The organism is Mitsuaria sp. MSU3D (assembly GCF_056867975.1).
Genome location: NZ_CP200314.1, coordinates 632,210 through 656,961, shown reverse-complemented (window position 1 = coordinate 656,961; position 24,752 = coordinate 632,210). Strand labels below are relative to the sequence as shown.

At 68.6% G+C, this 24,752-nt stretch carries 26 protein-coding genes; 19 read left to right on the top strand and 7 right to left on the bottom strand.

Annotated elements, in window-relative coordinates; all coding sequences use genetic code 11:
• Positions 1-17: 17 nt before the first annotated feature.
• The 8 genes from AC1VNM_RS03025 to AC1VNM_RS02990 all read left to right on the top strand — a co-directional run bounded on the left by AC1VNM_RS03025 (position 18) and on the right by AC1VNM_RS02990 (position 8,069).
• Positions 18-845, top strand: coding sequence for an alpha/beta hydrolase (locus AC1VNM_RS03025; protein ID WP_431102675.1), 828 nt, complete (start codon positions 18-20; stop codon positions 843-845).
• 60 nt (positions 846-905) lie between these two features.
• A complete protein-coding gene (locus tag AC1VNM_RS03020) occupies positions 906-2,582 on the top strand; it encodes a CTP synthase (protein ID WP_377155916.1) in 1,677 nt (558 codons plus the stop codon).
• A 52-nt stretch (positions 2,583-2,634) separates the two neighbouring features.
• On the top strand, positions 2,635-2,922 hold the full coding sequence (locus AC1VNM_RS03015; RefSeq protein ID WP_377155918.1) for a DUF1330 domain-containing protein: 288 nt from the start codon (positions 2,635-2,637) through the stop codon (positions 2,920-2,922).
• Between the two features lie 201 nt (positions 2,923-3,123).
• Positions 3,124-4,410, top strand: a complete 1,287-nt coding sequence (gene eno, locus AC1VNM_RS03010; RefSeq protein ID WP_088405489.1) for a phosphopyruvate hydratase — start codon at positions 3,124-3,126, stop codon at positions 4,408-4,410.
• A 93-nt stretch (positions 4,411-4,503) separates the two neighbouring features.
• Positions 4,504-4,773: a cell division protein FtsB gene (gene ftsB, locus AC1VNM_RS03005; protein ID WP_483105816.1), complete on the top strand. Its 270-nt coding sequence runs from the start codon at positions 4,504-4,506 to the stop codon at positions 4,771-4,773.
• Positions 4,774-4,814: 41 nt separating this feature from the next.
• Positions 4,815-5,447 carry a nicotinamide riboside transporter PnuC gene (gene pnuC / locus AC1VNM_RS03000; RefSeq protein WP_377155922.1) on the top strand — a complete coding sequence of 211 codons (633 nt, stop codon included), beginning with the start codon at positions 4,815-4,817 and terminating at the stop codon, positions 5,445-5,447.
• A gap of 64 nt (positions 5,448-5,511) precedes the next feature.
• Positions 5,512-6,183 carry an AAA family ATPase gene (locus AC1VNM_RS02995; RefSeq protein WP_483105815.1) on the top strand — a complete coding sequence of 224 codons (672 nt, stop codon included), beginning with the start codon at positions 5,512-5,514 and terminating at the stop codon, positions 6,181-6,183.
• A gap of 113 nt (positions 6,184-6,296) precedes the next feature.
• Positions 6,297-8,069 (top strand): bifunctional metallophosphatase/5'-nucleotidase, encoded by a 1,773-nt coding sequence (locus AC1VNM_RS02990; RefSeq protein ID WP_483105814.1) that lies wholly within the window; start codon positions 6,297-6,299, stop codon positions 8,067-8,069.
• Positions 8,070-8,074: 5 nt separating this feature from the next.
• On the opposite strand, the gene hslO is transcribed toward AC1VNM_RS02990, so the two are convergent.
• Complete coding sequence (hslO, locus tag AC1VNM_RS02985; protein WP_377155927.1) at positions 8,075-9,055, bottom strand: Hsp33 family molecular chaperone HslO; 981 nt, start codon at positions 9,053-9,055, stop codon at positions 8,075-8,077.
• Positions 9,056-9,075: 20 nt separating this feature from the next.
• Entirely contained in the window at positions 9,076-9,621 is a 546-nt protein-coding gene (locus tag AC1VNM_RS02980; protein WP_483105813.1) for a gamma carbonic anhydrase family protein, read from the bottom strand.
• A gap of 29 nt (positions 9,622-9,650) precedes the next feature.
• On the opposite strand from AC1VNM_RS02980, the gene AC1VNM_RS02975 reads away from it, so the two are divergent.
• Entirely contained in the window at positions 9,651-10,436 is a 786-nt protein-coding gene (locus AC1VNM_RS02975; protein WP_483105812.1) for a ferritin-like domain-containing protein, read from the top strand.
• Between the two features lie 118 nt (positions 10,437-10,554).
• The gene (locus AC1VNM_RS02970; RefSeq protein ID WP_483105811.1) at positions 10,555-11,448 is read left to right on the top strand and encodes a DMT family transporter; all 894 of its coding nucleotides are present in this window, start codon (positions 10,555-10,557) and stop codon (positions 11,446-11,448) included.
• 10 nt (positions 11,449-11,458) lie between these two features.
• Here the strand turns inward: AC1VNM_RS02970 and AC1VNM_RS02965 are convergent, their stop codons facing one another.
• Positions 11,459-11,932: an Lrp/AsnC family transcriptional regulator gene (locus AC1VNM_RS02965; protein WP_377155933.1), complete on the bottom strand. Its 474-nt coding sequence runs from the start codon at positions 11,930-11,932 to the stop codon at positions 11,459-11,461.
• Positions 11,933-12,086: 154 nt separating this feature from the next.
• On the opposite strand from AC1VNM_RS02965, the gene aptA reads away from it, so the two are divergent.
• A complete protein-coding gene (gene aptA, locus AC1VNM_RS02960; protein WP_483105810.1) occupies positions 12,087-13,406 on the top strand; it encodes an omega-aminotransferase AptA in 1,320 nt (439 codons plus the stop codon).
• A 93-nt stretch (positions 13,407-13,499) separates the two neighbouring features.
• Here aptA and AC1VNM_RS02955 read toward each other — a convergent pair whose 3' ends face one another.
• The gene (locus AC1VNM_RS02955; RefSeq protein ID WP_483105809.1) at positions 13,500-13,940 is read right to left on the bottom strand and encodes a DUF3052 domain-containing protein; all 441 of its coding nucleotides are present in this window, start codon (positions 13,938-13,940) and stop codon (positions 13,500-13,502) included.
• A 37-nt stretch (positions 13,941-13,977) separates the two neighbouring features.
• On the opposite strand from AC1VNM_RS02955, the gene AC1VNM_RS02950 reads away from it, so the two are divergent.
• From AC1VNM_RS02950 to AC1VNM_RS02920, 7 genes are all read left to right on the top strand, one after another.
• Positions 13,978-14,979: a DMT family transporter gene (locus AC1VNM_RS02950; protein WP_483105808.1), complete on the top strand. Its 1,002-nt coding sequence runs from the start codon at positions 13,978-13,980 to the stop codon at positions 14,977-14,979.
• Positions 14,980-15,385: 406 nt separating this feature from the next.
• Positions 15,386-16,123 carry a PIG-L deacetylase family protein gene (locus tag AC1VNM_RS02945; RefSeq protein WP_483105807.1) on the top strand — a complete coding sequence of 246 codons (738 nt, stop codon included), beginning with the start codon at positions 15,386-15,388 and terminating at the stop codon, positions 16,121-16,123.
• 131 nt (positions 16,124-16,254) lie between these two features.
• The gene (locus AC1VNM_RS02940; protein WP_483105806.1) at positions 16,255-17,250 is read left to right on the top strand and encodes a succinylglutamate desuccinylase/aspartoacylase family protein; all 996 of its coding nucleotides are present in this window, start codon (positions 16,255-16,257) and stop codon (positions 17,248-17,250) included.
• A gap of 22 nt (positions 17,251-17,272) precedes the next feature.
• Positions 17,273-17,965, top strand: a complete 693-nt coding sequence (locus AC1VNM_RS02935) for a DsbA family oxidoreductase (RefSeq protein WP_377155942.1) — start codon at positions 17,273-17,275, stop codon at positions 17,963-17,965.
• 311 nt (positions 17,966-18,276) lie between these two features.
• Entirely contained in the window at positions 18,277-19,323 is a 1,047-nt protein-coding gene (locus tag AC1VNM_RS02930; RefSeq protein ID WP_483105805.1) for a recombination-associated protein RdgC, read from the top strand.
• A gap of 7 nt (positions 19,324-19,330) precedes the next feature.
• A complete protein-coding gene (locus AC1VNM_RS02925) occupies positions 19,331-20,155 on the top strand; it encodes an AraC family transcriptional regulator (protein ID WP_377155946.1) in 825 nt (274 codons plus the stop codon).
• Positions 20,156-20,287: 132 nt separating this feature from the next.
• Complete coding sequence (locus AC1VNM_RS02920; RefSeq protein ID WP_483105804.1) at positions 20,288-20,698, top strand: cupin domain-containing protein; 411 nt, start codon at positions 20,288-20,290, stop codon at positions 20,696-20,698.
• Between the two features lie 31 nt (positions 20,699-20,729).
• Here AC1VNM_RS02920 and AC1VNM_RS02915 read toward each other — a convergent pair whose 3' ends face one another.
• The 3 genes from AC1VNM_RS02915 to dusA form a co-directional block, all read right to left on the bottom strand.
• Entirely contained in the window at positions 20,730-21,638 is a 909-nt protein-coding gene (locus tag AC1VNM_RS02915) for a hypothetical protein (protein ID WP_483105803.1), read from the bottom strand.
• 232 nt (positions 21,639-21,870) lie between these two features.
• Positions 21,871-22,452, bottom strand: a complete 582-nt coding sequence (locus tag AC1VNM_RS02910; protein WP_483105802.1) for a methylated-DNA--[protein]-cysteine S-methyltransferase — start codon at positions 22,450-22,452, stop codon at positions 21,871-21,873.
• Positions 22,453-22,477: 25 nt separating this feature from the next.
• The gene (gene dusA / locus AC1VNM_RS02905; RefSeq protein WP_483105801.1) at positions 22,478-23,545 is read right to left on the bottom strand and encodes a tRNA dihydrouridine(20/20a) synthase DusA; all 1,068 of its coding nucleotides are present in this window, start codon (positions 23,543-23,545) and stop codon (positions 22,478-22,480) included.
• A 201-nt stretch (positions 23,546-23,746) separates the two neighbouring features.
• Between dusA and AC1VNM_RS02900 the strand changes: the two genes are divergently transcribed.
• The gene (locus AC1VNM_RS02900; RefSeq protein ID WP_483105800.1) at positions 23,747-24,676 is read left to right on the top strand and encodes a hypothetical protein; all 930 of its coding nucleotides are present in this window, start codon (positions 23,747-23,749) and stop codon (positions 24,674-24,676) included.
• Positions 24,677-24,752: the final 76 nt, after the last annotated feature.

Below are 24,752 nucleotides of genomic sequence, written 5' to 3'. Positions count from 1 at the left end.
GCGCCAGACCTGACCCCATGGACTCGACCAAGACCCTCGTCTTCTCGCATGCCAACGGGTTTCCGGCGGGCTGCTACCGGGTGCTCTTCGACCGCTGGCGCGACGCGGGCTGGACCGTGCACGCGCTGCCGCGCATCGGCCACGACCCGCGTTATCCGGTGACCAGCAACTGGCCGCACCTGCGCGACGAGCTGCTGCACTTCATCCAGGACGAGGTCAAACCGACCGCGCCGGTGATGCTGGTCGGACATTCGCTCGGCGGCCTGCTGTCGCTGCTGGTCGCCTGCCGCAAGCCGTCGCTCGCGCAGGGCCTGGTGATGCTGGACTCCCCGGTGATCGACGGCTGGCGCGCGCACAGCCTGCGCGTGGTGAAGTCCGCCGGCCTGATCAAGCGCGTCTCGCCGGGCAAGGTCTCGCACCAGCGGCGCTACGAATGGCCCAGCCTCGAAGAGGCACACGCGCATTTCGCCGCCAAGAACAAGTTCGCACGCTGGGATCCCCGCGTGCTGAAGGACTACATCGCCAGCGGCTTCGACGCGCACGAGGACGGTCAGGTGCGCCTGGGCTTCACGCGCGAGATCGAGACCCGCATCTACAACACGCTGCCCCACAACCTGCCGCGCATCCTGCACGGCCACGCGCCGAAGTGTCCGGTGGCGTTCATCGCGGGCACGCAGTCCGAAGAACTGCGGCAGGCCAACGCGGCCGGGTCCAAGGCGCTCGCCAAGGACCTGTTCCGCTGGTTCGAGGGCACCCACCTCTACCCCTTCGAAAGACCGGACGACACGGCGGCGCTCGTCCTCGAATTGATGGGCGAGATCGAGGCCAAATCGGCATCGCTATAATCTCCTTTTACCACCACGGCGTTTTTGGTTTCCTGCTCGGAAAACCGGCGCTGCAAGACAATGACCAAGTACGTCTTCGTCACCGGCGGTGTCGTGTCCTCTCTCGGCAAGGGCATCGCATCGGCCTCTCTCGCGGCCCTTCTCGAGTCCCGCGGCCTCAAAGTCACCCTGATCAAGCTGGATCCCTACATCAACGTGGATCCGGGCACGATGTCGCCGTTCCAGCACGGTGAAGTGTTCGTGACGGACGACGGCGCCGAGACCGACCTGGACCTGGGTCACTACGAGCGCTTCATCACCACGCGGATGAAGAAGAGCAACAACTTCACCACCGGACAGATCTACATGTCGGTGCTGGAGAAGGAACGCCGCGGCGACTACCTCGGCAAGACCGTCCAGGTGATCCCGCACATCACCAACGAGATGCAGGACTTCATCCGTCGCGGCGCCGGTCACGGCACGGCGGACGCGGTGGACGTGGCGATCGTCGAGATCGGCGGCACGGTCGGCGACATCGAGTCGCTGCCCTTCCTGGAAGCCGCGCGCCAGATGAGCCTGAAGGCCGGCGCGAACAACGTCGCGTTCGTGCACCTGACCTACGTCCCGTGGATCGCCGCCGCCGGCGAACTCAAGACCAAGCCCACGCAGCACACCGTGCAGAAGCTGCGCGAGATCGGCATCCAGCCCGACGCGCTGCTGTGCCGCGCCGACCGCCGCATCCCGGACGACGAGCGCGAGAAGATCTCGCTGTTCACGAACGTGCCCGAGTACGGCGTGATCTCGATGTGGGACGTGAACACGATCTACAAGGTCCCGCGCATGCTGCATGAGCAGGGCCTGGACCAGATGATCTGCACCAAGCTGCAGCTCAACACCAAGTCCGCGGACCTGAAGCGCTGGGACACGCTGGTCAACGAGGTCGAGAACCCGAAGACCGAAGTGACCATCGCCATGTGCGGCAAGTACACCGACCTGTCGGACAGCTACAAGTCGCTGAACGAGGCGCTGCGCCACGCCGGCATCCACAACCACGCCCGCGTCAACATCGAGTATGTCGACTCGGAGACGCTGGACGCCGAGCACTCGCAGCAGCTCGACAAGTACGACGCGATCCTGGTGCCGGGCGGCTTCGGCAAGCGCGGCGTCGAGGGCAAGATCCTCGCCGCCCAGTACGCCCGCGAGCACAAGACGCCCTACCTGGGCATCTGCCTGGGCATGCAGGTGGCGACCATCGAATACGCGCGCCACAAGGCGCACCTGGACGGCGCGAACTCGACCGAGTTCGAACCCGACGCGCCGCACAAGGTGATCGCGCTGATCGACGAATGGCAGGACGCGGACGGCTCGATCCAGAAGCGCAACGCCCAGTCCGACCTCGGCGGCACGATGCGTCTGGGCGCGCAGAGCTCCGACGTCAAGCCGGGCACGCTGGCCTACGAGATCTACGGCCCGGTCGTGAACGAGCGTCACCGCCACCGCTACGAGGCCAACGAGCAGTACCTGGACCAGCTCCAGGACGCCGGCCTGGTGATCTCGGCGATCACGCAGCGCGAGAAGCTGACCGAAATCGTCGAGCTGCCGCGCAATGTGCACCCGTGGTACATGGGCGTGCAGTTCCACCCGGAGTTCAAGTCGACCCCGTGGGACGGCCACCCGCTGTTCATCGCGTTCATCAAGGCCGCGCTGGAACACAAGGCCAAGGCCGGCCACGAGGTGAGCGCGCCCGCGGCGGCCTGAGCCCCGTCGGGGTCCGGGACGACTTCAGACACCAACGACAGAGACACCGCCCATGCCCGCCTTCATCATTGCCGACGTGACCGTGACCGACGCCGACCAGATGGCCAAGTACCGTGAATGGAGCACCAAGGCGATGCAGGAGCACGGCGCGGAAGTGCTGGTCCGCGGCGGTGAGATCGAGGTGCTGGAAGGCCCCTGGACGCCGAGCCGCCTGGTGGTGCTGAAGTTCCCCGATCGCGCCGCGGCCAAGGCCTTCTACGACTCGGAGACCTACCAGCATGCGAAGTCGCTGCGCGAGCACGCCGGCGTGATGCGCATGATCGTCGTCGACGGCGTCTGATCCCCCGCCATGCCCTGCACGAGCCATCGCGCCGCCAGCCTGTCCAGACGGACGGCCAGCGGCCCGGTGGCTTTTTTTCGCCTCCGTATTTCATCCCCCGTTTCGTCCCCCAATATCCGGACGCAGGTTGTTCAGCCAAGGTAACCCGTTGCTGGCACCATGCGCGCCGACCGCGTTTTTTCACTTCTGGAGACTGTTCCCATGAGCGCCATTGTTGACATCGTCGGCCGAGAGATCCTCGACAGCCGCGGCAACCCCACCGTGGAATGCGACGTGCTGCTGGAGTCCGGCGTGATGGGCCGCGCCGCCGTGCCGTCGGGCGCGTCGACCGGTTCGCGCGAAGCCATCGAGCTGCGTGACGGCGACAAGTCGCGCTACCTCGGCAAGGGCGTGCTGAAGGCCGTCGAGCACATCAACACCGAGATCTCGGAAGCCGTGCTGGGCCTGGACGCCTCGGAGCAGGCCTTCCTGGACAAGACCCTGATCGACCTGGACGGCACCGAGAACAAGAGCCGCCTGGGCGCCAACGCGATGCTGGCCGTGTCGATGGCCGTGGCGCGCGCCGCCGCGGAAGAATCGGGCCTGCCGCTGTACCGCTACTTCGGCGGCATGAGCGGCAACCAACTGCCGGTGCCGATGATGAACGTCATCAACGGCGGCGCGCACGCCAACAACTCGATCGACTTGCAGGAACTGATGATCATCCCCGTGGGCGCGCCGTCGTTCCGCGAGGCGCTGCGCTGGGGCGCGGAGGTCTTCCACGCGCTGAAGAAGATCATCGACGCCAAGGGCATGTCGACCGCCGTCGGCGACGAAGGCGGCTTCGCCCCGAACGTCGAGAACCATGAAGCCGCGATCCAGATGATCCTGGAAGCGATCGACAAGGCCGGCTACACCGCCGGCGAGCAGATCGCGCTGGGCCTGGACTGCGCCGCCAGCGAGTTCTACAAGGACGGCAAGTACGTGCTGGAAGGCGAAGGCGGCATCCAGCTGACGGCCGAACAATGGACCGACATGCTGGCCACCTGGGTCGACAAGTACCCGATCATCTCGATCGAGGACGGCATGGCCGAAGGCGACTGGGACGGCTGGAAGCACATCACCGAGAAGCTCGGCGACAAGGTGCAGCTGGTGGGCGACGACCTGTTCGTCACCAACACCAAGATCCTGAAGGAAGGCATCGACAAGGGCATCGCCAACTCGATCCTGATCAAGATCAACCAGATCGGCACGCTGACCGAGACCTTCGCCGCCATCGAGATGGCCAAGCGCGCCGGCTACACCGCCGTGATCTCGCACCGCTCGGGCGAGACCGAGGACTCGACGATCTCCGACATCGCCGTCGGCCTGAACGCCGGCCAGATCAAGACGGGTTCGCTGTCGCGCTCGGACCGCATGGCCAAGTACAACCAGCTGCTGCGCATCGAGGAAGACCTGGGCGACGTGGCGGTGTACCCGGGCCGCGCCGCGTTCTACAACCTGCGCTGACCCCACGCGGACGTCCGCTGGGCGGGCGCTCCCCGCGTTCGAAGGGCAGGCCCATGGGCCTGCCCTTTTTCGTTGCAGCTAAACTCGCGGCCTGTGAAAGCCCTGGCCATCGTCCTCACCGCGTTCCTTGTCGCCATCCAGGCCCAGCTCTGGTTCGGCAAGGGCGGCCTGGCCCGCGGGGTCCAGCTGCGCGCCGAACTGCGCGAGCAGGACGAAGCCAACGAGAAGGCCCGCGCGCGCAACACCCAGCTGCAGGCGGAACTGCTCGACCTGCGCGAAGGCCTCGAGATGGTCGAGGAAAAGGCCCGCATGGAACTGGGCATGGTCAAGCCGGACGAAGTCTTCGTCCCGCTGCGCCGCTGAATCACAATTCCGCCTCCCGCCACTCCTGCATGCGCTCGCAGATGGATGCCTTGCTCGCCTGGGCGCTCTCGCCCGCCTTCCACGCCCTCGGCAGCCCGATCAGCTGGCTGGAGCTCGTCGCGTTCGCGCTGGCGATCTGGATGGTCGTCTGCAACATGCGCGTGCAGGTGCTGGCCTGGCCGCTGGCGCTGACCAGCTCGCTGCTCTACTTCCTGCTGTTCTGGAGCGGCAAGCTCTACGGCGAGGCCTCGCTGCAGCTGCTGTTCGCCGCGCTCGCGCTGTGGGGCTGGTGGCAGTGGATGCGCGGCCGCACGGCCGATGGCCACACGCTGCATGTGCGCACGCTCGGTCCGAAGGGCCGCGTCACCGCGCTGCTGTTCACGCTGGCGGCCTGGCCGCTGCTGGGGATGTTCCTGCAGCACCGCACCGACTCCCCCCTCCCCTATTGGGATGCCCTCCCGACGGTGGCCAGCATCACCGGCCAGTGGCTGCTCGGCCGCAAGTACCAGGAGAACTGGCCCGTCTGGGTGATGGTCAACCTGGTCAGCATCGGGCTGTTCGCGCTCAAGGGCTACTGGCTGACGGTCGTGCTGTACGCGGTGTTCGTGCCGATGTCGGTGGCGGGCTGGCGCGCCTGGCAGCGCCAGCTGCGGCCGGCAGCGATGGCCGCTTGAGCGACCGCTCTCATAGCGCACTTCGTCTGACGCCCCTGCGCGGCGCCCTGCCATCATTCCCACCATGACGCTGCACATCGCCCTCGTCGGCGCCGAGAGCACCGGCAAGAGCCGCCTCGGCGTGGCGCTGCTGGAGCACCTGAGCGCCCAGACGCGGCTGCGCTGCGCGCTGGTCGGCGAATACCTGCGCGAGTGGTGCGAGCGCGAGGGCCGCACCCCGCGCCCCGACGAGCAGCGCGCGATCGCCGAGGAGCAATGGCGCCGCGCCGAAGCCGCCGCCGTCGATCACGACCTCGTCCTGCACGACACGACGCCGCTGATGACCGCGGTCTACAGCGAGCAGCTGTTCGACGACACCAGCCTCTATCCATTCGCGCTACAGGTCCAGGCCCGCATGGACGCCACGCTGCTGATGGCGCTGGACCTGCCCTGGGTCGCCGATGACATGCGCGACGGTCCGCATGCGCAGCAGCCGACGGACCGCCTGGTGCGCCGCGCGCTGCGCGAGGCCGGCCTCGGCTACAGCCTGGTCTCGGGCACCGGCCCGGAGCGCCTGCAGCAGGCGCTCAACGCGCTTGGTCCGCTGCTGAGACCGCATTTGGGCCGCGAGGACGGCCTGTTCGGCCGCCTGCTGCAGCGCGAGGAAAGTCTGGGCGGCGACTGGCGTTGCGAGCTCTGCGACGACCCGGCCTGCGAGCACGCCAGCCGCACCGCCGAGCGCCTGCCGCGCGCCTGAACGCGGCGCTCACGGCCCGGCCACACAGCCGAGGCACAATCCGCCGCTTCGCCGTCGCAAACATTTGCGGACGTCGCGAATTTCGAGATCACGGCGTTCCTGGAGCCTCCCCGATGAACCGTTCTTCCGTCCGCCCGCTGGGCGCTCTGTCGATGCTGCTGAGCGCGGCACTGCTCGCCGCCTGCGGATCGTTGAGCTCCTCCGGGCCGCAGGCGCCTCTGCCGCCCTCGCTGGAGACATCGGCCGCGGCCGCGAAGACCGCGACGCCGACCAGCGGCTCGGTCGCCGTCAAGGTGCTGGCGATCAACGACTTCCACGGCAACCTGCTCCCGCCGGCCGGCGGCATCAAGCTGCCCGATCCGCAGAACCCCGACAAGACGATCACGCTGCAAGCCGGCGGCGCGGAGCGCATGGCGACGGTGGTCGCGCAGATCAAGGCGAAGAATCCCAACCACGTGTTCGTGGCCGCCGGCGACCTGGTCGGCGCGAGCCCGCTGCTGTCGGCGCTGTTCCATGACGAGTCGACGATCGAGTCGCTGGGCATGATGGGACTGGACATCTCCTCGGTCGGCAACCACGAGTTCGACCAGGGCATCGACGAGTTGCTGCGCAAGCAGCGCGGCGGCTGCCACCCGAAGGACGGCTGCAAGGGCCCGACCGAGTTCAAGGGCGCGAAGTACCAGTACCTCGCCGCCAGCACCATCGATGAGAAGACCGGCCAGTCCGTGCTGCCGGCCTACGCGATCAAGCGTTTCGACGGCGTGCCGGTGGGCTTCATCGGCCTGTCGCTGAAGGGCACGCCGGAGCTGGTCAGCCCGACCGGCATCAAGGGCCTGCGCTTCGACGACGAGGCGCAGACGATCAACCGCCTGGTGCCCGAGCTGGAACGCCAGGGCGTGCACGCCTTCGTCGTGCTGATCCACGAAGGCGGCTACCCCAGCGGCGGCATCAACGACTGCCCGGAGATCTCCGGGCCGATCGTCGACATCGTCAAGCAGTTGGACAAGCGCGTCGGCCTGATCGTGTCCGGCCACACGCACCGCGCCTACAACTGCCGCATCGACGGCCGCCTGGTCACCAGCGGCGACAAGTACGGCACCCTGGTCACCGAGATCGACCTGACCCTGGACCGCGCCACCGGCACGATGACCGAGGCGCGCGCCAACAACGTCGTGGTGCGCCCGGAAACGGCGAAGGACCCTCGCCAGACGCTGCTGATCAGCAGCTACCAGCACGTCGCTCAACCGCTGATCGAGCGCCAGGTCGGCTTCCTCGCTCAAGCGCTGAGCAAGGAAGGCGACGACAGGAACGAAGGCGGCGGCTCGACGATGGGCCAGCTCGTGGCCGACGCCATGCTGGCCGCGACGCGCGCGCCGGAGAACGGCGGCGCGCAGGTCGCGTTCCAGAACATCGGCGGCGTCCGCACCGGGCTGATCCATCGCGCGGACGACACCATCACCTTCGGCGATCTCTTCGCGGCGCTGCCGTTCTCGAATGCACTGGTGGTGGTCGAGATGACCGGCACGCAGTTGCAGGCGGTGCTCGAAGAGCAATGGTGGGCCAGCGATGCGAAGAAATTCCTGCCGCTGCAGACCTCGCAAGGCTTCAGCTACCGCTGGGACAAGCGCCGCCCGTTCGGCTCGCGCGTGGTGCCCGGCAGCATGACACTCAATGGCCGGGCGATCGCCCCCGATCAGAAGGTCCGCGTCGTCATCAACAACTTCCTGCAGGTCGGCGGCGACAGCTTCAATACCTTCACGACCGCGCGGCTGGTGCAGACCGGACCCATGGACGTGGATGCGCTGGAAGCCTACTTCAAGGCCCATGGCACCCAGCGCGTGAAGGCCACGGCGCTGGATCGGGTCGTGCGCGTCGATACGCCCTGAGTCCCTTACTGGACCTGCTTCGATCCCGGGGCCTGGTTTTGGGGATCGGTGAACAGCTCGCCGACATCCACCGGGTCGAAGACATAGTGGTTGCCGCAGAACTCGCAGCCGATCTCGACACCGCCCAGCTCCGCCAGGATCTCGTCCACCTCCTGTCTGCCCAGACCCAGCAGCATGCGCCCCACCCGCTCGCGTGAGCAGGTGCAGGCAAAGCGCGGGTACTGCGGATCGAAACGGCGGACGTTCTCCTCCCAGAACAGACGGCGCAGGATCGTGTCGCTGTCCAGCGTCAACAGCTCTTCCGCCGTCAAGGTGGCGGCCAGCATGCTGATGCGGTTGTAGGCATCCTCCATCTCCTCGCGCGCGACGCCCGAGCTGGCACCCGGCTCGAGGTTGCCCTCGCCTTCAATCGGCAGGCGCTGGATCAGCAGGCCCGCGGCCAACTGGTCGTTGGCGGCGAGCACCAGCGTGGTCTCGAGCTGCTCCGACTGCCGCATGTAGTGCTGCAGCACGTCGCTGAGCTTCTCCAGCGGCTGGCCCTGCGGGCCGCTCAGCGGCACGACGCCCTGGTAGGGCTGCTGGCCCGGCAGGCGGTCCTTGGGATCGAGCGTGATCGCGACGCGGCCCTGGCCGTGCACGTTGAGCATCTGCTGCAAGGTCGCATCGTCCACCACCGTCTCGCGCGTCTTGGCGGTGGAGCGGAAGCTGGCGTCCGGCTGCACCTCGACGACCGCCAGCTTCAGCGGCCCGTCGCCCATCACCTGGAAGATCAGCGCGCCGTTGAACTTGATGTTGGCCTGCATCAGCACGCCGGCCGCGGTCATCTGGCCGAGCAGGTCTCGCACCGCCGGCGCCAGCGGCTCCTTGCGGCGGCCGAGCAGTTCCTTCCAGCTGTCGTCGAGCCGGACCAGCATGCCGCGCACGGGCAGCCCTTCGAAGAGGAATTTGTGAAGCTCGCTCGGAGCGGGTTTGATGGACGTGGCCATGGGCTTCCTTTGAATTCGAGTTATCTGGGGACGGATTGCGGATCGTCAATGCGGACGAGTTCCTCGGCATACCGCCGCCCGTTCTGGACGTAATGGGCGGCGCTCATCGCCAGGCCCTGGATCTGCTGCGGCGTGAGCTCGCGCACGACGCGGGCCGGTGAGCCGACGATGAGGCTGCCGTCCGGGAACTGCTTGCCCTCGGTGACCAGCGCGCCGGCGCCGACGAGGCAGTTGGCGCCGATGCGCGCGCCGTTGAGCACCACCGCGCCGATGCCGATCAGCGCGTTGTCGCCCACGGTGCAGCCGTGCAGCATGACCTGGTGTCCGACGGTGACGTTGCGGCCGAGGACCAGCGGCATGCCCGCGTCGGCGTGCAGCACGCTGCCGTCCTGGATGTTGCTGCCGGCGCCGATGGTGAGGTGCTCGCTGTCGCCGCGCAGGACGGCGTTGAACCAGACGCTGACGTCGTCCTCCAGCGTGACGCGGCCGACGACCTGCGCGCTGTCGGCGATCCAGACGCCGGTGCCGAGTTCCGGCGTGTGTTCGCCAAGGCGGTAGACGGCCATGCGATTCTCCAAAAGGGATAATTCTACGAATGGAACTTCGAATCCGCGCGCTGCAGGTGCTTCTGATCGCCGATCCGCAGGCCAAGGCGCGGGCGGCCCGTGAGCTGTACGGCGCGGCCGATGCCGCTGAGCTCGACACCGCCGCCCTCCTCACGCCCGACACCGAGCCGCCCGGCCGCCCCGAGCGCCCCCGCCTCGTCGCGGCGCTGCAGGTGGCGTCGCGCTCGCCGTTCACGCCCGAAGGTCGAGCAGCGCTGATCCACGCGATCGCGCACATCGAGTTCAACGCGATCAACCTGGCACTGGACGCGGTCTGGCGCTTCCCCGGCATGCCGCGCGCCTACTACGTCGACTGGCTCCAGGTCGCCGCCGAGGAGGCGTTGCACTTCACGCTGCTCGACGAGCACCTGCGCAGCCTGGGCCGCGCCTACGGCGACTTCGACGCGCACGACGGCCTGTGGACGATGGCGATGCGCACGGCCGGCGACGTGCTCGCACGCATGGCGCTGGTACCGCGCACGCTGGAGGCGCGCGGGCTGGACGCGACGCCGCCGCTGCAGGCCAAGTTCGCCAAGGCCGGCGACGCGCGCGCGGTGGAGATCCTCGACGTGATCCTGCGCGACGAGGTCGGCCATGTCCGCATCGGCAACCACTGGTACCGCCACCTGTGCCGCGAGCGCGGGCTGGATCCGCTGACGCTGTATCCCGAGCTCGTCGAGCGTTTCGAAGCACCGCGGCTGCGGCCGCCGTTCAACGTCGAGGCGCGCAGCGCCGCCGGCTTCAGCGACGAAGAGATCGCCTACCTGAGCAGTTGATGGCCGAGCTCCTCTGAGCTCCTCGCCGACGCGCCGCAAGCCTCCCCTGCCAGCCGAAGAAGGCTGACCCGCCCGTGCCATCCGGCGCGGGCGTCGAGATCCCCGACACTCCCTCCCCATGACCCGCATCCAAGCCAACCTGCTGCTGACCCTCATCGCGATGATCTGGGGCTCGGCCTTCGTCGCCCAGGCCCATGGGATGGAGAGCATCGGCCCGATGATGTTCACCGGCATCCGCTTCCTGATCGGCGCGCTGGTCGTGCTGCCGCTGATCGTGCGCGAGCGGCGCGCCCCCGGCGCGACCGTGCTGCGCGGCAGCGACGCGCTGAAGATCATGGGCCTCGGCGCGCTGCTGACGACGGGCGCGGCGCTGCAGCAGATCGGCATCCAGTACACATCGGTGACCAACGCCGGTTTCCTGACCGCGCTGTACGTGCCGTTGGTGCCACTGCTGGGCTGGCTCGTGCTGCGCCATCTGCCGCACTGGTCGGTGTGGCCGGGCGCGCTGGCCTGCCTGATCGGCGCTTTCCTGCTGTCGGGCGCGCATGAGCTGGACATCGGCGTGGGCGACGCCTGGGTGATCGCCTCCTCGCTGCCCTGGGCCGTGCACGTGCTGCTGGTCGGCATGGTGGCGGACCGGATGAATTCGCCGTTCACCGTGGCCGGCGGGCAGTTCCTGTTCTGCGGCGTCGTCGCGCTGGCCTGGGCGCTGGGCTTCGAGTCGTGGAGCTGGGCCGGCATCGAGGCCGCGGCCGGACCGATCCTCTACACCGGCGTGCTGTCGGTGGGCGTGGCCTTCACGGGCCAGGTCGTCGCGCAGCGCTACGCGCACGCGGCGGACGCCGCGATCATCCTGTCGTCCGAGACGCTGTTCGCCGCCGTGTTCGGCTACCTGATGATGGGCGACCGCCTCAACGGCGCGGGGCTGCTGGGCTGCGCGCTGATCCTCGGCGCGATGCTGCTGATCCAGTTGCTGCCGATGCTGCGCGTGCTGCGGCCGCGCACGGCCTGACCCTCGGCGCTCAATCCAACGGGAACGCACTCGTCTTCTTGACGGTGCGCAGCACCAGCATCGAGTTCGCCTTCGCCACGCCCGGCAGTTGCATGAGCACGTGGGTGTGCAGGCGTTCGAGGTCCTCGGCGTCCTTGTAGGCGAAGCGCAGCAGGTAGTCGTTGCTGCCGGCGACGTAGAAGCAGTCGAGGATGTCCGGCGCGTCCTTGACCGCCTGTTCGAACTCGGCCAGCGCGGCGGGCGTCATGCGCTCGACGTTGACGATGGTCCAGCTCGTGCCGGGCTTGCCGATCGCCTTGGGGTTGAGCAGCGCGACGACGCGGTCGATCACGCCGGAATCCTCCAGCCGCTTCACCCGTCGCAGACACGCCGACGGCGACAGATGGACCTGCTGCGCGAGGTCCTGATTCGAGATGCGCGCGTCGCGCTGCAAGACCGCGAGGATCGCGCGGTCGATCGCATCCAGTTGCACTTCCTTGATCATGGGCGGCATTCTGTTCGAAGAATCCACCCACAGGCCGCATCCGATTGCGTCGATGCGGGTTTTCCCGCCGCCGGAACGCTCACCGATTGCGCGTCCGCTTGCCTAGACTGGCCGGATCGATCACGCGCGCCGAACGCGCTCCGGGAGCTCCACCATGTCCACCCCCACCCGCCCCGACCTCGACGCCTACTGGATGCCGTTCACGGCCAACCGCCAGTTCAAGCAGTCGCCCCGCCTGCTGACGCGCGCCGACGGCATGTTCTTCACCGACGACCAGGGGCGGCAGATCCTGGACGGCGTCGCGGGCCTGTGGTGCGTGAACGCGGGCCACAACCGGCCGCGCATCGTGAAGGCGATCCAGGAGCAGGCGGCGGAACTCGACTTCGCCCCGCCCTTCCAGATGGCGCATCCGAAGGCCTTCGAGCTCGCGTCGCGGCTCGCGGAGATCTCGCCCGAGGGCATGAACAAGGTGTTCTTCACCAACTCCGGATCGGAGTCGGTGGAGACGGCGTTGAAGATCGCGCTGGCCTACCACCGCGTCCGCGGCGAGGGCCAGCGCACGCGCCTCATCGGCCGCGAGCGCGGCTACCACGGCGTCAATTTCGGCGGCATGTCGGTGGGGGGCATGGTGGCCAACCGCAAGATGTTCGGCACGCTGCTGTCGGGCGTCGATCACCTGCGCCACACGCACGACATCGCGCGCAACGCGTTCAGCGTCGGCCTGCCTGCCCATGGCGCGGAACTGGCCGACGACCTCGAACGCATGGTTGCGCTGCACGACGCGTCGACGATCGCCGCGGTGATCGTGGAACCGGTGGCCGGCTCGGCCGGCGTGCTGATCCCGCCGCAGGGCTACCTGCAGCGCCTGCGCGAGATCTGCGACAAGCACGGCATCCTGCTGATCTTCGACGAGGTCATCACCGGCTTCGGCCGCACCGGCAGCCCCTTCGCGGCGCAGACCTTCGGCGTGACGCCAGACCTGATGACGGTCGCCAAGGGCCTGACCAACGGCTGCGTGCCGATGGGCGCGGTCTTCGCGCAGCAGCGCATCCACGACACCTTCATGACCGGGCCGGAACACCTGATCGAGTTCTTCCATGGCTACACGTACTCGGCGCATCCGCTGGCCTGCGCCGCGGGCCTCGCGACGCTGGACACCTATGCGGAAGAAGGCCTGCTGACGCGGGCGTCGGAACTGCAGGGCTACTTCGCCGAGCAGCTGCATTCGCTGCGCGGTGAACCCAACGTCATCGACGTGCGCAACATCGGCCTGGTCGGCGGTGTCGAGTTGGCACCGCGTGCCGGCGAGCCGACCAAGCGCGCCTTCGAGACTTTCCTCGACTGCTGGCAACAGGGCGTGCTGATCCGCACGACGGGGGACATCCTCGCGCTGTCGCCACCGCTGATCGCGGAGCGCGAGCACCTCGACCGGATGATCGACGCGATCCGGGTGGCGCTGCGGCGGCTGAAGTAAGTCTGCTTTCCACCTGCTCAGGCCCGGGCGTTGGCCGCCAGGTCGCAGGGCCCTGGCGTCAAGCGCCAGAACCCCGCGACCAGCCGTCCCCAATCACTTGCTGACTGCTCTCAGTTCTTTGCGCACGACGAGCTTGAGCCCCGACCACACCTCACTGACGGCGCAGACCTTCACGTCGACCCAGCCCAGCGGCAGGCACTCCTCGCGGATGACGTCCTCGGTGATCGTGGTCGGCACCTTCGAGGCCTTCTTCGGCCACGAGATCCACAGCGCCGCGTCGTCGCGCAGCTTGGCGCGCAGCGCCTTGAGCTGATGCGCGAGGTCCTCGCGTTCGACAAGGAATGCGTGTGCGACGTCGACCTTCGTCGACGGCTGCTTCGCGCGCGTGACGTCCTCGGGCATCGGCGCGAGCCAGTCCTCGTAGCCCTCGGGCGCATTGAACGTCCACACCGTGCTGCCCGCCTGGATCCCGAGCTTGCGTGCGAGGGGTGTTCCCGAGTAACCCGCCGACGTCGCTCCCACCCCTGTCGCCATGTCTGATCCCTCCCTGCGTCGGGCATCATCACCCACCATGTCCAGCGCCACAACCGACCGGAAACCCGCGTCCTCCGCCACGGCCCCCACCACGTCTTCCGCGGCCTCCGACGCGGCGTCGGGGACGATCGGCACACACGGTCACCACGTCCCGTGGCTCTCGTACCTGAGCCTGGCCGCCAGCACCAGCGTCATCGGCAGCTACGTCGGGCTGTCCAAGCTGCTGGTCGTCGTCTTCCCGATCTTCCTGCTGGCCTTCCTGCGCTTCGGCATGGCCGCCGTGTTCATGCTGCCCTGGCTCAAGCGCGGCCCCACCGAGAAGCCCCTCACCGGCCGCACGCGCTTCCTGCTCTTCCTTGAATCCTTCTTCGGCAACTTCCTGTTCTCGATCTGCCTGCTGTTCGGGATGAAGCACAGCTCGGCCGTCGTGGCCGGCGTGATCATGGCCGGCATCCCGGCCACGGTCGCGCTGATGAGCTGGATCTTCCTGCGCGAACGCATCGCGCCGCGCACGCTGTTCGGCATCGCGATGGCGGTCGGCGGCATCGTGATGGTGGCGCTCGACCGCCATGGCGGCGGTGAACACCTCGGCGACACCTCCGCCTGGGGCGCGCTGCTGCTGGTCGGCGCGATGTGCTGCGAGGCCAGCTACGTCGTCATCGGCAAGCGCCTGACCGCCGACCTGCCACCGCGCCGCATCAGCGCGCTGATCAACCTGTGGGGCCTCGTCCTCGTCACGCCGCTGGGCCTGTGGCAGGCCGTCGATTTCGACTTCGGCACCGTCGCCGTGAAGGACTGGGGACTGCTGCTCTTCTACGCGATCGCCGCCAGCACCGTCACGGTCTGGTTGTGGATGAAGGGGCTGCAGCACGTCAGCGCCGCCAAGGCCGGGGTCTTCATGGTGTTCCTGCCGATCTCCACCGCGCTCGTGGGCCTGGTGCTGCTCGGCGAGCAGATGAGCGGCATCCAGTTGCTCGCCTACGCGCTGGCGCTGGGCGGAGTGGTGCTGGCCACCTGGCCGGGCCGCCCCACGGCTTGACGCCGGCCGGCGGGCCCCGCTGGCAGGCTCCCCGGGAAGGGCCGCCGGCGAGGTCGCGGACGATCCCGACCGGCCCGCTCCGGGAATACACCGGTCTTCATCCAGTTTTACTACCAATGTAATACCATTTCCCGATTCGGCCCGCTAAGATGGGTCGATCGAACTTGCCTTGGCGCCTGCCGTCCGGGCCGCCAACTTCCCGCCGATGAACGCGACCGCCCCTTCCCCGGCCTCCACGCCTGGTTTTCCGACAGCCGTCAGCCCCGCCGCCAGCCAGGCCGACTGGGAATCCTGGATCGCCAGCTGGTATGCCGTCCTGCGGCAACCCGTGCGTACCGGTGTGAGTCCTTTGGCCCCGGATGGTTCCGGTACCACACCAGGCATCCCACGCCAACGCGCGCCGCACGTGCTGGTGTTCGCTCCACATCCGGACGATGAATGCATCGTCGGCGCGCTGCCGCTGCGGCTGCGCCAGGAAGCCGGCTGGCGCGTCACCAACATCGCCGTGACGCTGGGCAGCAGGCAGGACCGCCGCGCCGAGCGCTGGACGGAACTGGGCGCCGCCTGCGACGTGCTGGGCTTCGACCTGCGGCTGCTGGCGGCCGACGGTTTCGAGCAGGTGAAGCCCGAAGCCGCCGCCGCGCGCACGCCGCTGTGGCAGCAGCAGGTCCGGCTGGTCGCCGAGCTGCTGGTCGCCGAGCAGCCCGCGCTGATCCTCGTGCCGCACGCGGGCGACGGCATCCCGACGCACATCGGCGTGCACCTGCTCGTGAGCGAGGCGCTCGCGCAGGCGCGCATCAGCACCGTCTTCGCGCACACCGAGTTCTGGGCCACGCAGCCCTCGCCGACGACGCTCGTCGAGACCGGCCAGCGCGACACCGCGCTGCTGGTGCGCGCCCTCGCCTGCCACCATGGCGAGATCGCCCGCAATCCGTATCACCTGCGCCTGCCGGCCTGGATGGCCGACAACGTGCGCCGCGGCGGCGAACTGCTCGCCGGGCCGGGCGAGACGCCGCCGGACTTCGCCTTCGGCACGCTGTACCGGCTGACACGCTGGATCGATGGCGCCGCCGCCGAGGAACTGCCGAACACGCACTGGTCCTGCGACGCGCCGCTCGACCCGGCCGCGCTGCTCGGCGGCTGAACGGCGCCACCCCCCACTTCAACTCATCGCTGCCCGCGCTTTCGGCATACGCGCCGCGCACGCGAGGGCGGTGCGCGGGCTCGTGCGGGCCTATGCTTCGGGTTCCCTTTTTCGAGCCCCTCCGCCACGCCATGAGCGACGCCCGCACCGATCACCCGACCCACCTCCGCGTCCACCAGTTCGCCGGCCTGAAGCCCGGCCCCAAGCTGCTGGTGACGGCCGCCGTGCATGGCAACGAGGTCGCCGGCGTCGGCGCGATCCAGCGCGTGATGGCGATGCTGGACGAGGGCGCGCTGACGCTGCTCAAGGGCACGCTGACGATGATCCCCATCGTCAACCCGCTGGCCCACCGCCTGCAGCGTCGCGAGGGCGAGCGCAACCTGAACCGCAACCTGCGCGTCAACCCGATCCCGCAGGACTTCGAGGACCGCATCGCCAACCGCCTGTGCCCGTGGATCGCCGCCAGCGACGTGCTGCTGGACCTGCACAGCTTCAACAACCCCGGCCCGGCCTTCGCGATGATCGGCCCGCGCGACAACGACGGCGAGCTCGAGCCCTTCCGCCACCAGGCCGCCGAGAGCGCGCTGGCGATGGCAGTGGGCACCTCGCGCATCGTCGAGGGCTGGCTGTCGACCTACGCGCTCGGCCTGAAGCGCCGCGCGGAGAAGGCCGCGGACGGCTCCCGCAAGATGGCGCTGCAGCAGGACCCGCATTACGGCGTCGGCACCACCGAATACATGCGCAGCACCGGCGGCTACTGCATCACGCTGGAATGCGGCCAGCACGCCGACCCGCAAGGCCCCGACGTCGCGTTCAAGGCGATCCTGCGCACGCTGGTGCTGCTGGGCATGATCGCCGCCGAGGGCGTCGAGCGCGCGGACCCGAAGCGCCCCGTCGAACTGCTGCAGCTCTACGAGGTCGTCGACCGCGAGCGCATGGACGACACCTTCACCCGCGCCTGGGCCAGCTTCGACCCGATCGCCGAAGGCGAGCGCATCGGCACCCGCGCGGACGGCACGCCGGTGCTGGCGCCCTTCGGCGGACGCATCGTCTTCCCGAACAACAACGCGGAACCCGGCCACGAGTGGTTCTATCTGGCAAAGCCCAGCGACCGCGTGTTGACTTGAGCTTCTGGCTAGAGTCGGCGGCATGAACGACACCACCGCTTCCGCCGCTGCCGCCACGAGCCCGCTGCAGCCCTTGCGCATCGATTTCGTCTCCGACGTCGCCTGCCCCTGGTGCGCCGTCGGACTGAAGTCGCTGGAGACCGCCCTCGCCCGCGTGCCGGACGTGCAGGTCGACATCCACTTCCAGCCCTTCGAGCTGAACCCGCAGATGGTGCCCGAGGGCGAGGACATCGAGGAGCACCTGACGCGCAAGTACCGCTCGACGCCCGAGCAGCGCAAGGACATCCGCGCGCACCTGAAGCAGCGCGGCGCCGACGTCGGCTTCACCTTCACCGAAGGCGCGCGCAGCCGCATCTGGAACACCTTCGACGCGCATCGCCTGCTGCACTGGGCGGGACTGCAGTCGGCGCAGGCGCAACGCGACCTGAAGCTCGCGCTGCTGACCGCGTATCACACCCACGGCAAGAACCCGGGCGACCGCGAGACGCTGCTGGAGACGGTGCGCGAGATCGGCCTCGATGCCGCCGAAGCGGCGCGTGTGTTCGACAGCGGCGAGTTCGCCGACGACGTGCGCGAATCCGAATCGCTGTGGCAGAGCCGCGGCATCAGCTCGGTGCCCGCGGTCGTGATCAACGAGAAGTACCTGATCTCGGGCGGCCAGCCGCCGGAGGCCTTCGAACAGGCGCTGCGCCAGATCGCCGCCGAACAGGCATGAGGAAGCCCCGGCCACCGAGCGGCCCTGAGCAGACCTGAGCAGAACTCGGTCGGCAGGCAGCGAGTGCTGCTGGGGCCGGAATGGTGCTGGGGGTCCCTGGAGGGGCGCCCCCTGCACCGTGGAGTGCCCGCGCCAGGCGTCCCGAAGTCCCTCGAGTGACGTAACGGTTCCAAACGCAAGGGGGTTGTTCCGCTGCCGACAGGACCGCCAGACCTGAGACAATCGTGCCATCGTTTGAACGGGGCTCGCGTCGTCCGCGTGGCCCCGTTTTCATTGCTGTCGCTGTATCGTTGTCGCGAGTTGTCGTCCGTATGTTCAAGAACCTGATCGTTTACCGTCTGGCTGCTGACTGGCAGCCCAATGTCGAGAAGCTCGAGGATGCGCTCGAGAACGAGCGTTTCGTCCCGTGCGGTGCCACGGAGGCGCTGTCTGCCGGCTGGGTGCCGCCGCGTGGCGAACCTGGCGCCCGTCTGCTCGAGGAGATCGGCGACCACTGGCTGCTGAGCCTCCGCATGGAGAAGCGCGTGCTGCCCGGCTCGGTCGTGCGCGAGAAGGTCGAGGAGATGGTCGAGCGCGTCGAGCTGGAGACCGGTCGTCGCCCTGGCAAGAAGCAGCAGCGCGACATGAAGGAGCAGGCCACGCTGGAGCTGCTGCCGCGCGCGTTCACGCTGCAATCGCACCTGCGGGTGTGGATCTCCCCCAAGCAGGGGTTCCTGATGGTGGACGCGGGCTCGATCGGCAAGGCCGATGAGTTGATCACGCTGCTGGTGAAGGCCGATTCGTCGATCAACCTGCACCTGCTGCAGAGCGCCGAGTCGCCCGCCGCCTGCATGGCAGCGTGGCTGATGGACGGCGTGCCGCCGAAGGACTTCGTCATCGACCGCGACTGCGAACTCAAGGCCGCCGACGAGATGAAGGCTGCCGTGCGCTACGCCCGCCACAACCTGGACACCGACGAGGTGAAGGCGCACCTGACCAGCGGCAAGATGCCGACGCGCCTGGCGATGACCTGGAAGGAGCGCGTGTCCTTCACGCTGACGGACACGATGCAGATCAAGGGCATCAAGTTCCTGGACGTCGTGTTCGACGGTCGCGACAAGCCGGCCAAGGACGAGGCTTTCGACGTCGATGCGGCGCTGGCCACCGGCGAACTCGCGCAACTGATCCCCGACATGATCGAGGGCCTGGGTGGCGAGCTGGACTTCATCGGCCAGTCGGCCAAGATCGCGGTGGAACATGCGCCGGGCGGCGCGACGGCCAAGCCCGCGGCCACCGAAGCCAAGGCGGCAAAGACACCGGAATCGGCCTCCTCCGCGAAGGACGAGGACCTCGCCACCGAAGCGGCGCCCTGGGACTGAGCCCGCCATGACGGACGCCCCCGCCGCGGACACCGACTGGGTGCGTCACGGCGCGGGCCACGACGGCCTCGATCGACTCGAGGCCTTTTTTCATGGCGAGGCCTACACGCCGCATCGCCACGACACCTACGCCATCGGCAGCACGCTGAGCGGCGTCCAGTCCTTCACCTACCGCTCAGCGCTGCGCCACAGCCTGGCCGGTCACACGGTCGTGCTGCATCCGGACGAACTCCACGACGGACACGCCGGCACCGACGCCGGCTTCCGTTATCGCATGCTCTACCTGGCGCCGGCGCGGCTGCAGGAGATGCTCGGGGGCGTCGCCCTGCCCTTCGTGCCGGGCGGCGTGTCGACCGATCCTCGACTCGCTCGCGCGACGCGCGCGCTGCTGGCGCAACTCGCCGCGCCGCTCGACGCGTTGGAGCAGGACGACGGGCTCTTCGAACTCGCCACCGCGCTGCAACTCGCGACCGGTTCATCGCCGCGGCCCGTGCGGGGCGACTACCGCGCCGCGCGTATCGCACGCGAGTTCATGGACGACCGACTGGACAGCGACATCACGCTCGAGGAGCTCGGCGCCGCCGCGGGGCGCGATCGATGGAGCCTCTCGCGCGATTTCCGCGCCAGCTTCGGCACCAGTCCGTATCGCTATCTGACGCTGAGACGGCTCGACCTCGCGCGACGGTTGATGCTCGCCGGGCAGACGCTCGCGGACTGCGCCGCCCACGCGGGCTTCTCGGACCAGAGCCATCTGACGCGCCAGTTCGCGAAGGCGTTCGGTGTCACACCAGCACGGTGGCTGCGCATGTCGGGCGCGCCGTGTTCGAACTAGCGCGGACCAGGCATCGGGCTCGGACTCGAAGTTGACGTCGAACCCCACGCACGATCGTTCAAGACGGAACGCAGGCGGGTCGCCAAGATGGGCGATCCGACAGACTTCCACGCGCTGACCGCCTTGAATGCCATGACAACGCCTGACCCCCAGCCGATCCCCGGCCCCGCCCCGCGCCGGGACTACCGCGCCGTCAACCTCGCCGACAAGCTCTCGCTGCTGCATGAGCAATGGTCGCAACGCGTGGTGGCCGAGATGAACGACTACCAGTTCAAGATCGCCAAGGTCGAAGGCGAGTTCCTCTGGCACGCGCATGCCGAGACGGACGAGGCCTTCCTGGTCGTGGCCGGTGAACTGCGACTGGACTTCCGCGACGGCGCGGTCACGCTGCGCGCGGGCGAGCTGTTCGTCGTCCCGCGCGGCGTGGAGCACAAGCCCAGCGCCGCGCAGGAGACGCATCTCCTGGTCATCGAGCCGCGCGGCGTGCTGAACACCGGCGCCGCGCACAACGAGCGGACGCAGCCGAACGACCGGTGGGTCTGAGAGGCGGACTGACGCCTCTTCCACCATCACGTCAACGTCGTGCGGCAGCCGGATGGGTCGTCTGAGGGCGAGGCCTCGCAGACGCGTCCGAGGATGGCCGATGCCTGGCCGACGCGAGGGAAGGCCGTGCGCTGAACAGGGCCATGCGAGCCCGGGCGTTTGCAACGAATCGCCTTGCGGCGCTGCCACTGAGCCAAGAGGGCGCTTTAGCGGAATGAACGCCGGCTGGTGCCTCCCGCGCCGGGGATTCCCCGGCGCCCTCGCCCTCCCGAACGCTCAGTTCTCGCGGTCGCGGCTTGTCGAGCGCAGCACCGCAAACCGGCATCGCCAGTGGCCTGCCCCTCGCGGGGACCCGCGTAGCGGGTGCTTGGGGTGCCGTCCAGGGTTGCCAGGCCTCGACGTCGGTCAGTTGAAGGAAGGCCGTGGCATCCGACTTCGCCAGGTGAAGCATCCGACGAATGAACTCATCCCTGAAAGACCGGGCCTCGATTCGATCGAAGCCCTCGACGGGCCTGGCGCCTCGCCCGATCTTGATGGCGTGGTGCAAGGCGTCGAGGAACCCACGCGTGGTCGCCGGAGCAGCGATGCGGTTGGCGTCGGCCTCCGCCACGGAGCCGCCGCGGACCCGCATGGTCGCCATGAACTGCTCGGCCGAGCCTCGACGGCGGTGGCCGAAGTAGAGGACTTGCGACGCCGCTTCGCAGTCTCCGGGCAGCTCGCGCCGTTGGTCCTCTTCGCTGAAGCACACGACCGCGGTATCGCCCAGTTCGAGAAGCTCGACAGCCAGGGCGGTCAGTTGCTTGATCGCTCGCTCCCGCATTTCCGGGTCCCACCACTCCCGCTCCAGCCGACTCAAGTTGAAATGAAGCCCCTCCGACTGAACGCGCCGATCAAAGCGCGTCTCCGACGGGCTCAGGGGCCTCCGGACGGTGTGCGGCATCAGGACGCTGGTTTCTCCGCGCCAGGTCGTCGGGACATCGGGGCGCTCCCACCACTTGGCAGCGTCCGCGTCCGCAACTGAGGCTGAGGCTGAGGCGCCTTGGAGATTGTTCGATAGGTCGTACAAGGATCGATCTCTGCAATTGACAACGATCCTTGAGTAGCCTGTCCCTGCCGAACGTTCATGCTGCGAGAGCTCCCCGAGACGCAGCCGCTGCGCGACGAGTGACGTCCTAGAACAGATCCTGCTGTTCGCCGACCTGCTGCCCCGTCGCGCGGGCCTCGATCGCGAGGATCTTCAGCTTCGTCACGACGCCGCCCGGCGCAGAGAAGCCCGTGAGGTTCGCCGCCTTGCCGGCCGTCGGCGCGCCCATCACGCGATGGCAGGGCACGATCGGCGCGAACGGGTTGTGGCCCTCCGCGCGACCGACCGCACGCGCCGCGTTCGGCTGTCCGAGCCGGGCCGCCACCTCGCCGTAGGTCAGCGTCTGTCCCACCGGAATAAGCCGCGTGAACGCGAGCACCTCGCGATCGAAGGCCGGCACGGCGCTGTCGTCGAGCTCGACCTCCAGCAGATCGCGCGCCTCGCCGTCGAGCAGCGCGCGCACACCGACGCAAGCCTGCTTCACCGGCTCGGGCAGGCGCTCGAAATCCGCCACCTCGCGCCCCGCGGGGAAACGCACCTGCATGCGGTCGCGCGTGACGGACAGCGTCTCCTCCGGCAACTGCGAGCCGACGATGCCGCGCTCGGTCCACGCGATGCCGCAGTGGCCGAGCACCGTCGGATAGCAATGGAAGAACACCTGGGGCGCCATGGCGGGATGCTGAACCGAGATGCGGTCAGTTCGTGACAGGAGCCTGGGCGGCCGGCTCGATCGCCGCGTCGACGGGCGGCTTGAACGCGGGATGCTGGCTGGCGATCTCGGCAGCCTGCAGGCGGGCGGCGGTGGCGAGCTTCGCGACCTCGCGCGGCGCCATCGCCTTGAGCTTGTGATCCGACCACACCTGACGCCAGCGGCGCGCGCCGGGCAGGCCGTTCCACAGGCCGAGCGCGTGTCGCATCGCCTGCGACCACGGGCGGCCAAGCGCGACCTGCCGATCGAGATAGTCGAGCCACTGGTCCTCGACCTCTTCACGGCTGGCGACGGGGGCGGTCTGCTCGCCGAAGAAGCGCTGGTCCCACTGCGCCATCTGCCAGGGCTCGTGATAGGCCTGGCGGCCGATCATCACGCCGTCGACGTGGTCGAGCTGCTGGGCGATCTCGTCGTCCGTCTTGAGGCCGCCGTTGATGGCGATCGTCAGACGCGGGAATTCGCGCTTGAGGCGATGCACGAGTTCGTAGCGCAGCGGCGGGATGTCGCGGTTCTCCTTCGGCGACAGGCCCTGCAGCCAGGCGTTGCGCGCATGGACGAGGAAGACCTCGCAGCCTGCGTCGGCGACCTGGCCGACGAAGTCGCGGACGAAGTCGTAGCTCTCGATCCTGTCGATGCCGATGCGGTGCTTGACGGTGACCGGGATCGCGACCGCGTCGCGCATCGCCTTGACGCCGTCGGCGACCAGCGCGGGCTCCGCCATCAGGCACGCGCCGAACGCGCCGCGCTGGACGCGCTCGCTCGGGCAGCCGCAGTTCAGGTTGACCTCGTCGTAGCCCCATTGCTCGGCCAGCTTCGCGCAGGCGGCGAGATCGGCCGGTTCCGAACCGCCGAGCTGCAGCGCGACGGGGTGTTCCTGCTCGTTGAAATCGAGGTGCCGGGGCTTGTCGCCGTGCAGGATCGCGCCGGTCGTCACCATCTCGGTGTAAAGCAGCGTGTGGCGGGTCAGCAGCCGGTGGAGATAACGGCAGTCGGCCGTCGTCCAATCCAACATCGGGGCGACGGACAGGCGCCAGGGGGAGAACTTCGAGGACATAGGGGGCGGATTATCCCGCGCCGCCCGGGATCGGGCGCCGGACGGGGCTTCCCCGGCGTTCACCCGCCGCGAAGCCGTCAACCCCTCCTTAGAGGCAGCTTCTTGTTTCCAATTGCTTCAACGCCGCTGAAGCCGGCGACGCCGGGGCTTGCGTACGTCGTACCATCCCCGCCGCCTCCGCGGTCTCCTGCCTCACGTCCGATGTTCCCGTTCCGCCGCCCGCTCGGCTCCGCCAGCGGCCTTCCGCGCCTTCATGGCACCGTTCTCGCGCTGCTGATCGCCGCGGGCGTGGCGCTGCCGTCTGCGCATGCGACGCAGACGCAGAAGAGGGTCAAGGCGACGAAGGCGGCGACCTCCGGCCCGCCGGCGGACGAGCCGGCGTCGAACCTGGCGAAATCCGAACTTGCCGACATCGCCGACCTGCGCAAGCGGATGTCGGCGAAGACGGTGACCCTGACGCGGCATGCCGAGGTCGCCGACATCGCCATCCAGGTCTGGGCGCGGACGACGCTCCCGAAGAAGTACTACGTCGCCGTGACGCAGCAGGGCACGCTGCGGCGCACGCTCACCGCCAACGATGAAGCCGAAGCCTGGCGGAGCTACGACAGCTTCCGCCGGATGGCCGGCCTCGGCGAGGTGGGACGGCCGGTGCTGCTGGGACAGCAGATGACCGCCATTCCGGTGCAGCCCTTGCCCCCGCTGGCGCCCCCCCCGCCGCCTTCGTTCTCATCCCCACCGCCGGCCCGCACGCCGGTGGCCACCGCGGCGATCGGGATGTCAGCGCCGGAAGGCCTCACGCGCGCGCCGTCGTCGAGAAGCGATGTGCCCATGGCCGCCAGGGAGATCTCCGCGACTACGGGCGAGACCGTGGAGTCGCGTGTCGCCGGCTATGCGGTCGAGACACTGCGCCGCGCACGCTTCGGCGACGAGGTGGCGCGGCTGGTCTGGAGCGCCGAGAGCTCGCTGTACTTCGTGTCTCTCACGCGCCAGGGCTCGGTCGTGGCCATGCTGCGCAGCCGCGACGGCGCCGAGGCGACCCGGGCCTACGAGGACTACGTGCGGCAGGCCGAGACGCGCGCGGCGTTGCTGCAGGGACGCACGGCGGGGCCGATGTCGTCGGCATCGCGCTAGCAGCGGCTCCTCGTCCTACAGACACCGCTCCGGGAAGGGCGAAGACTCCGTGCATCCAGCCGCCACGGCCATCGAG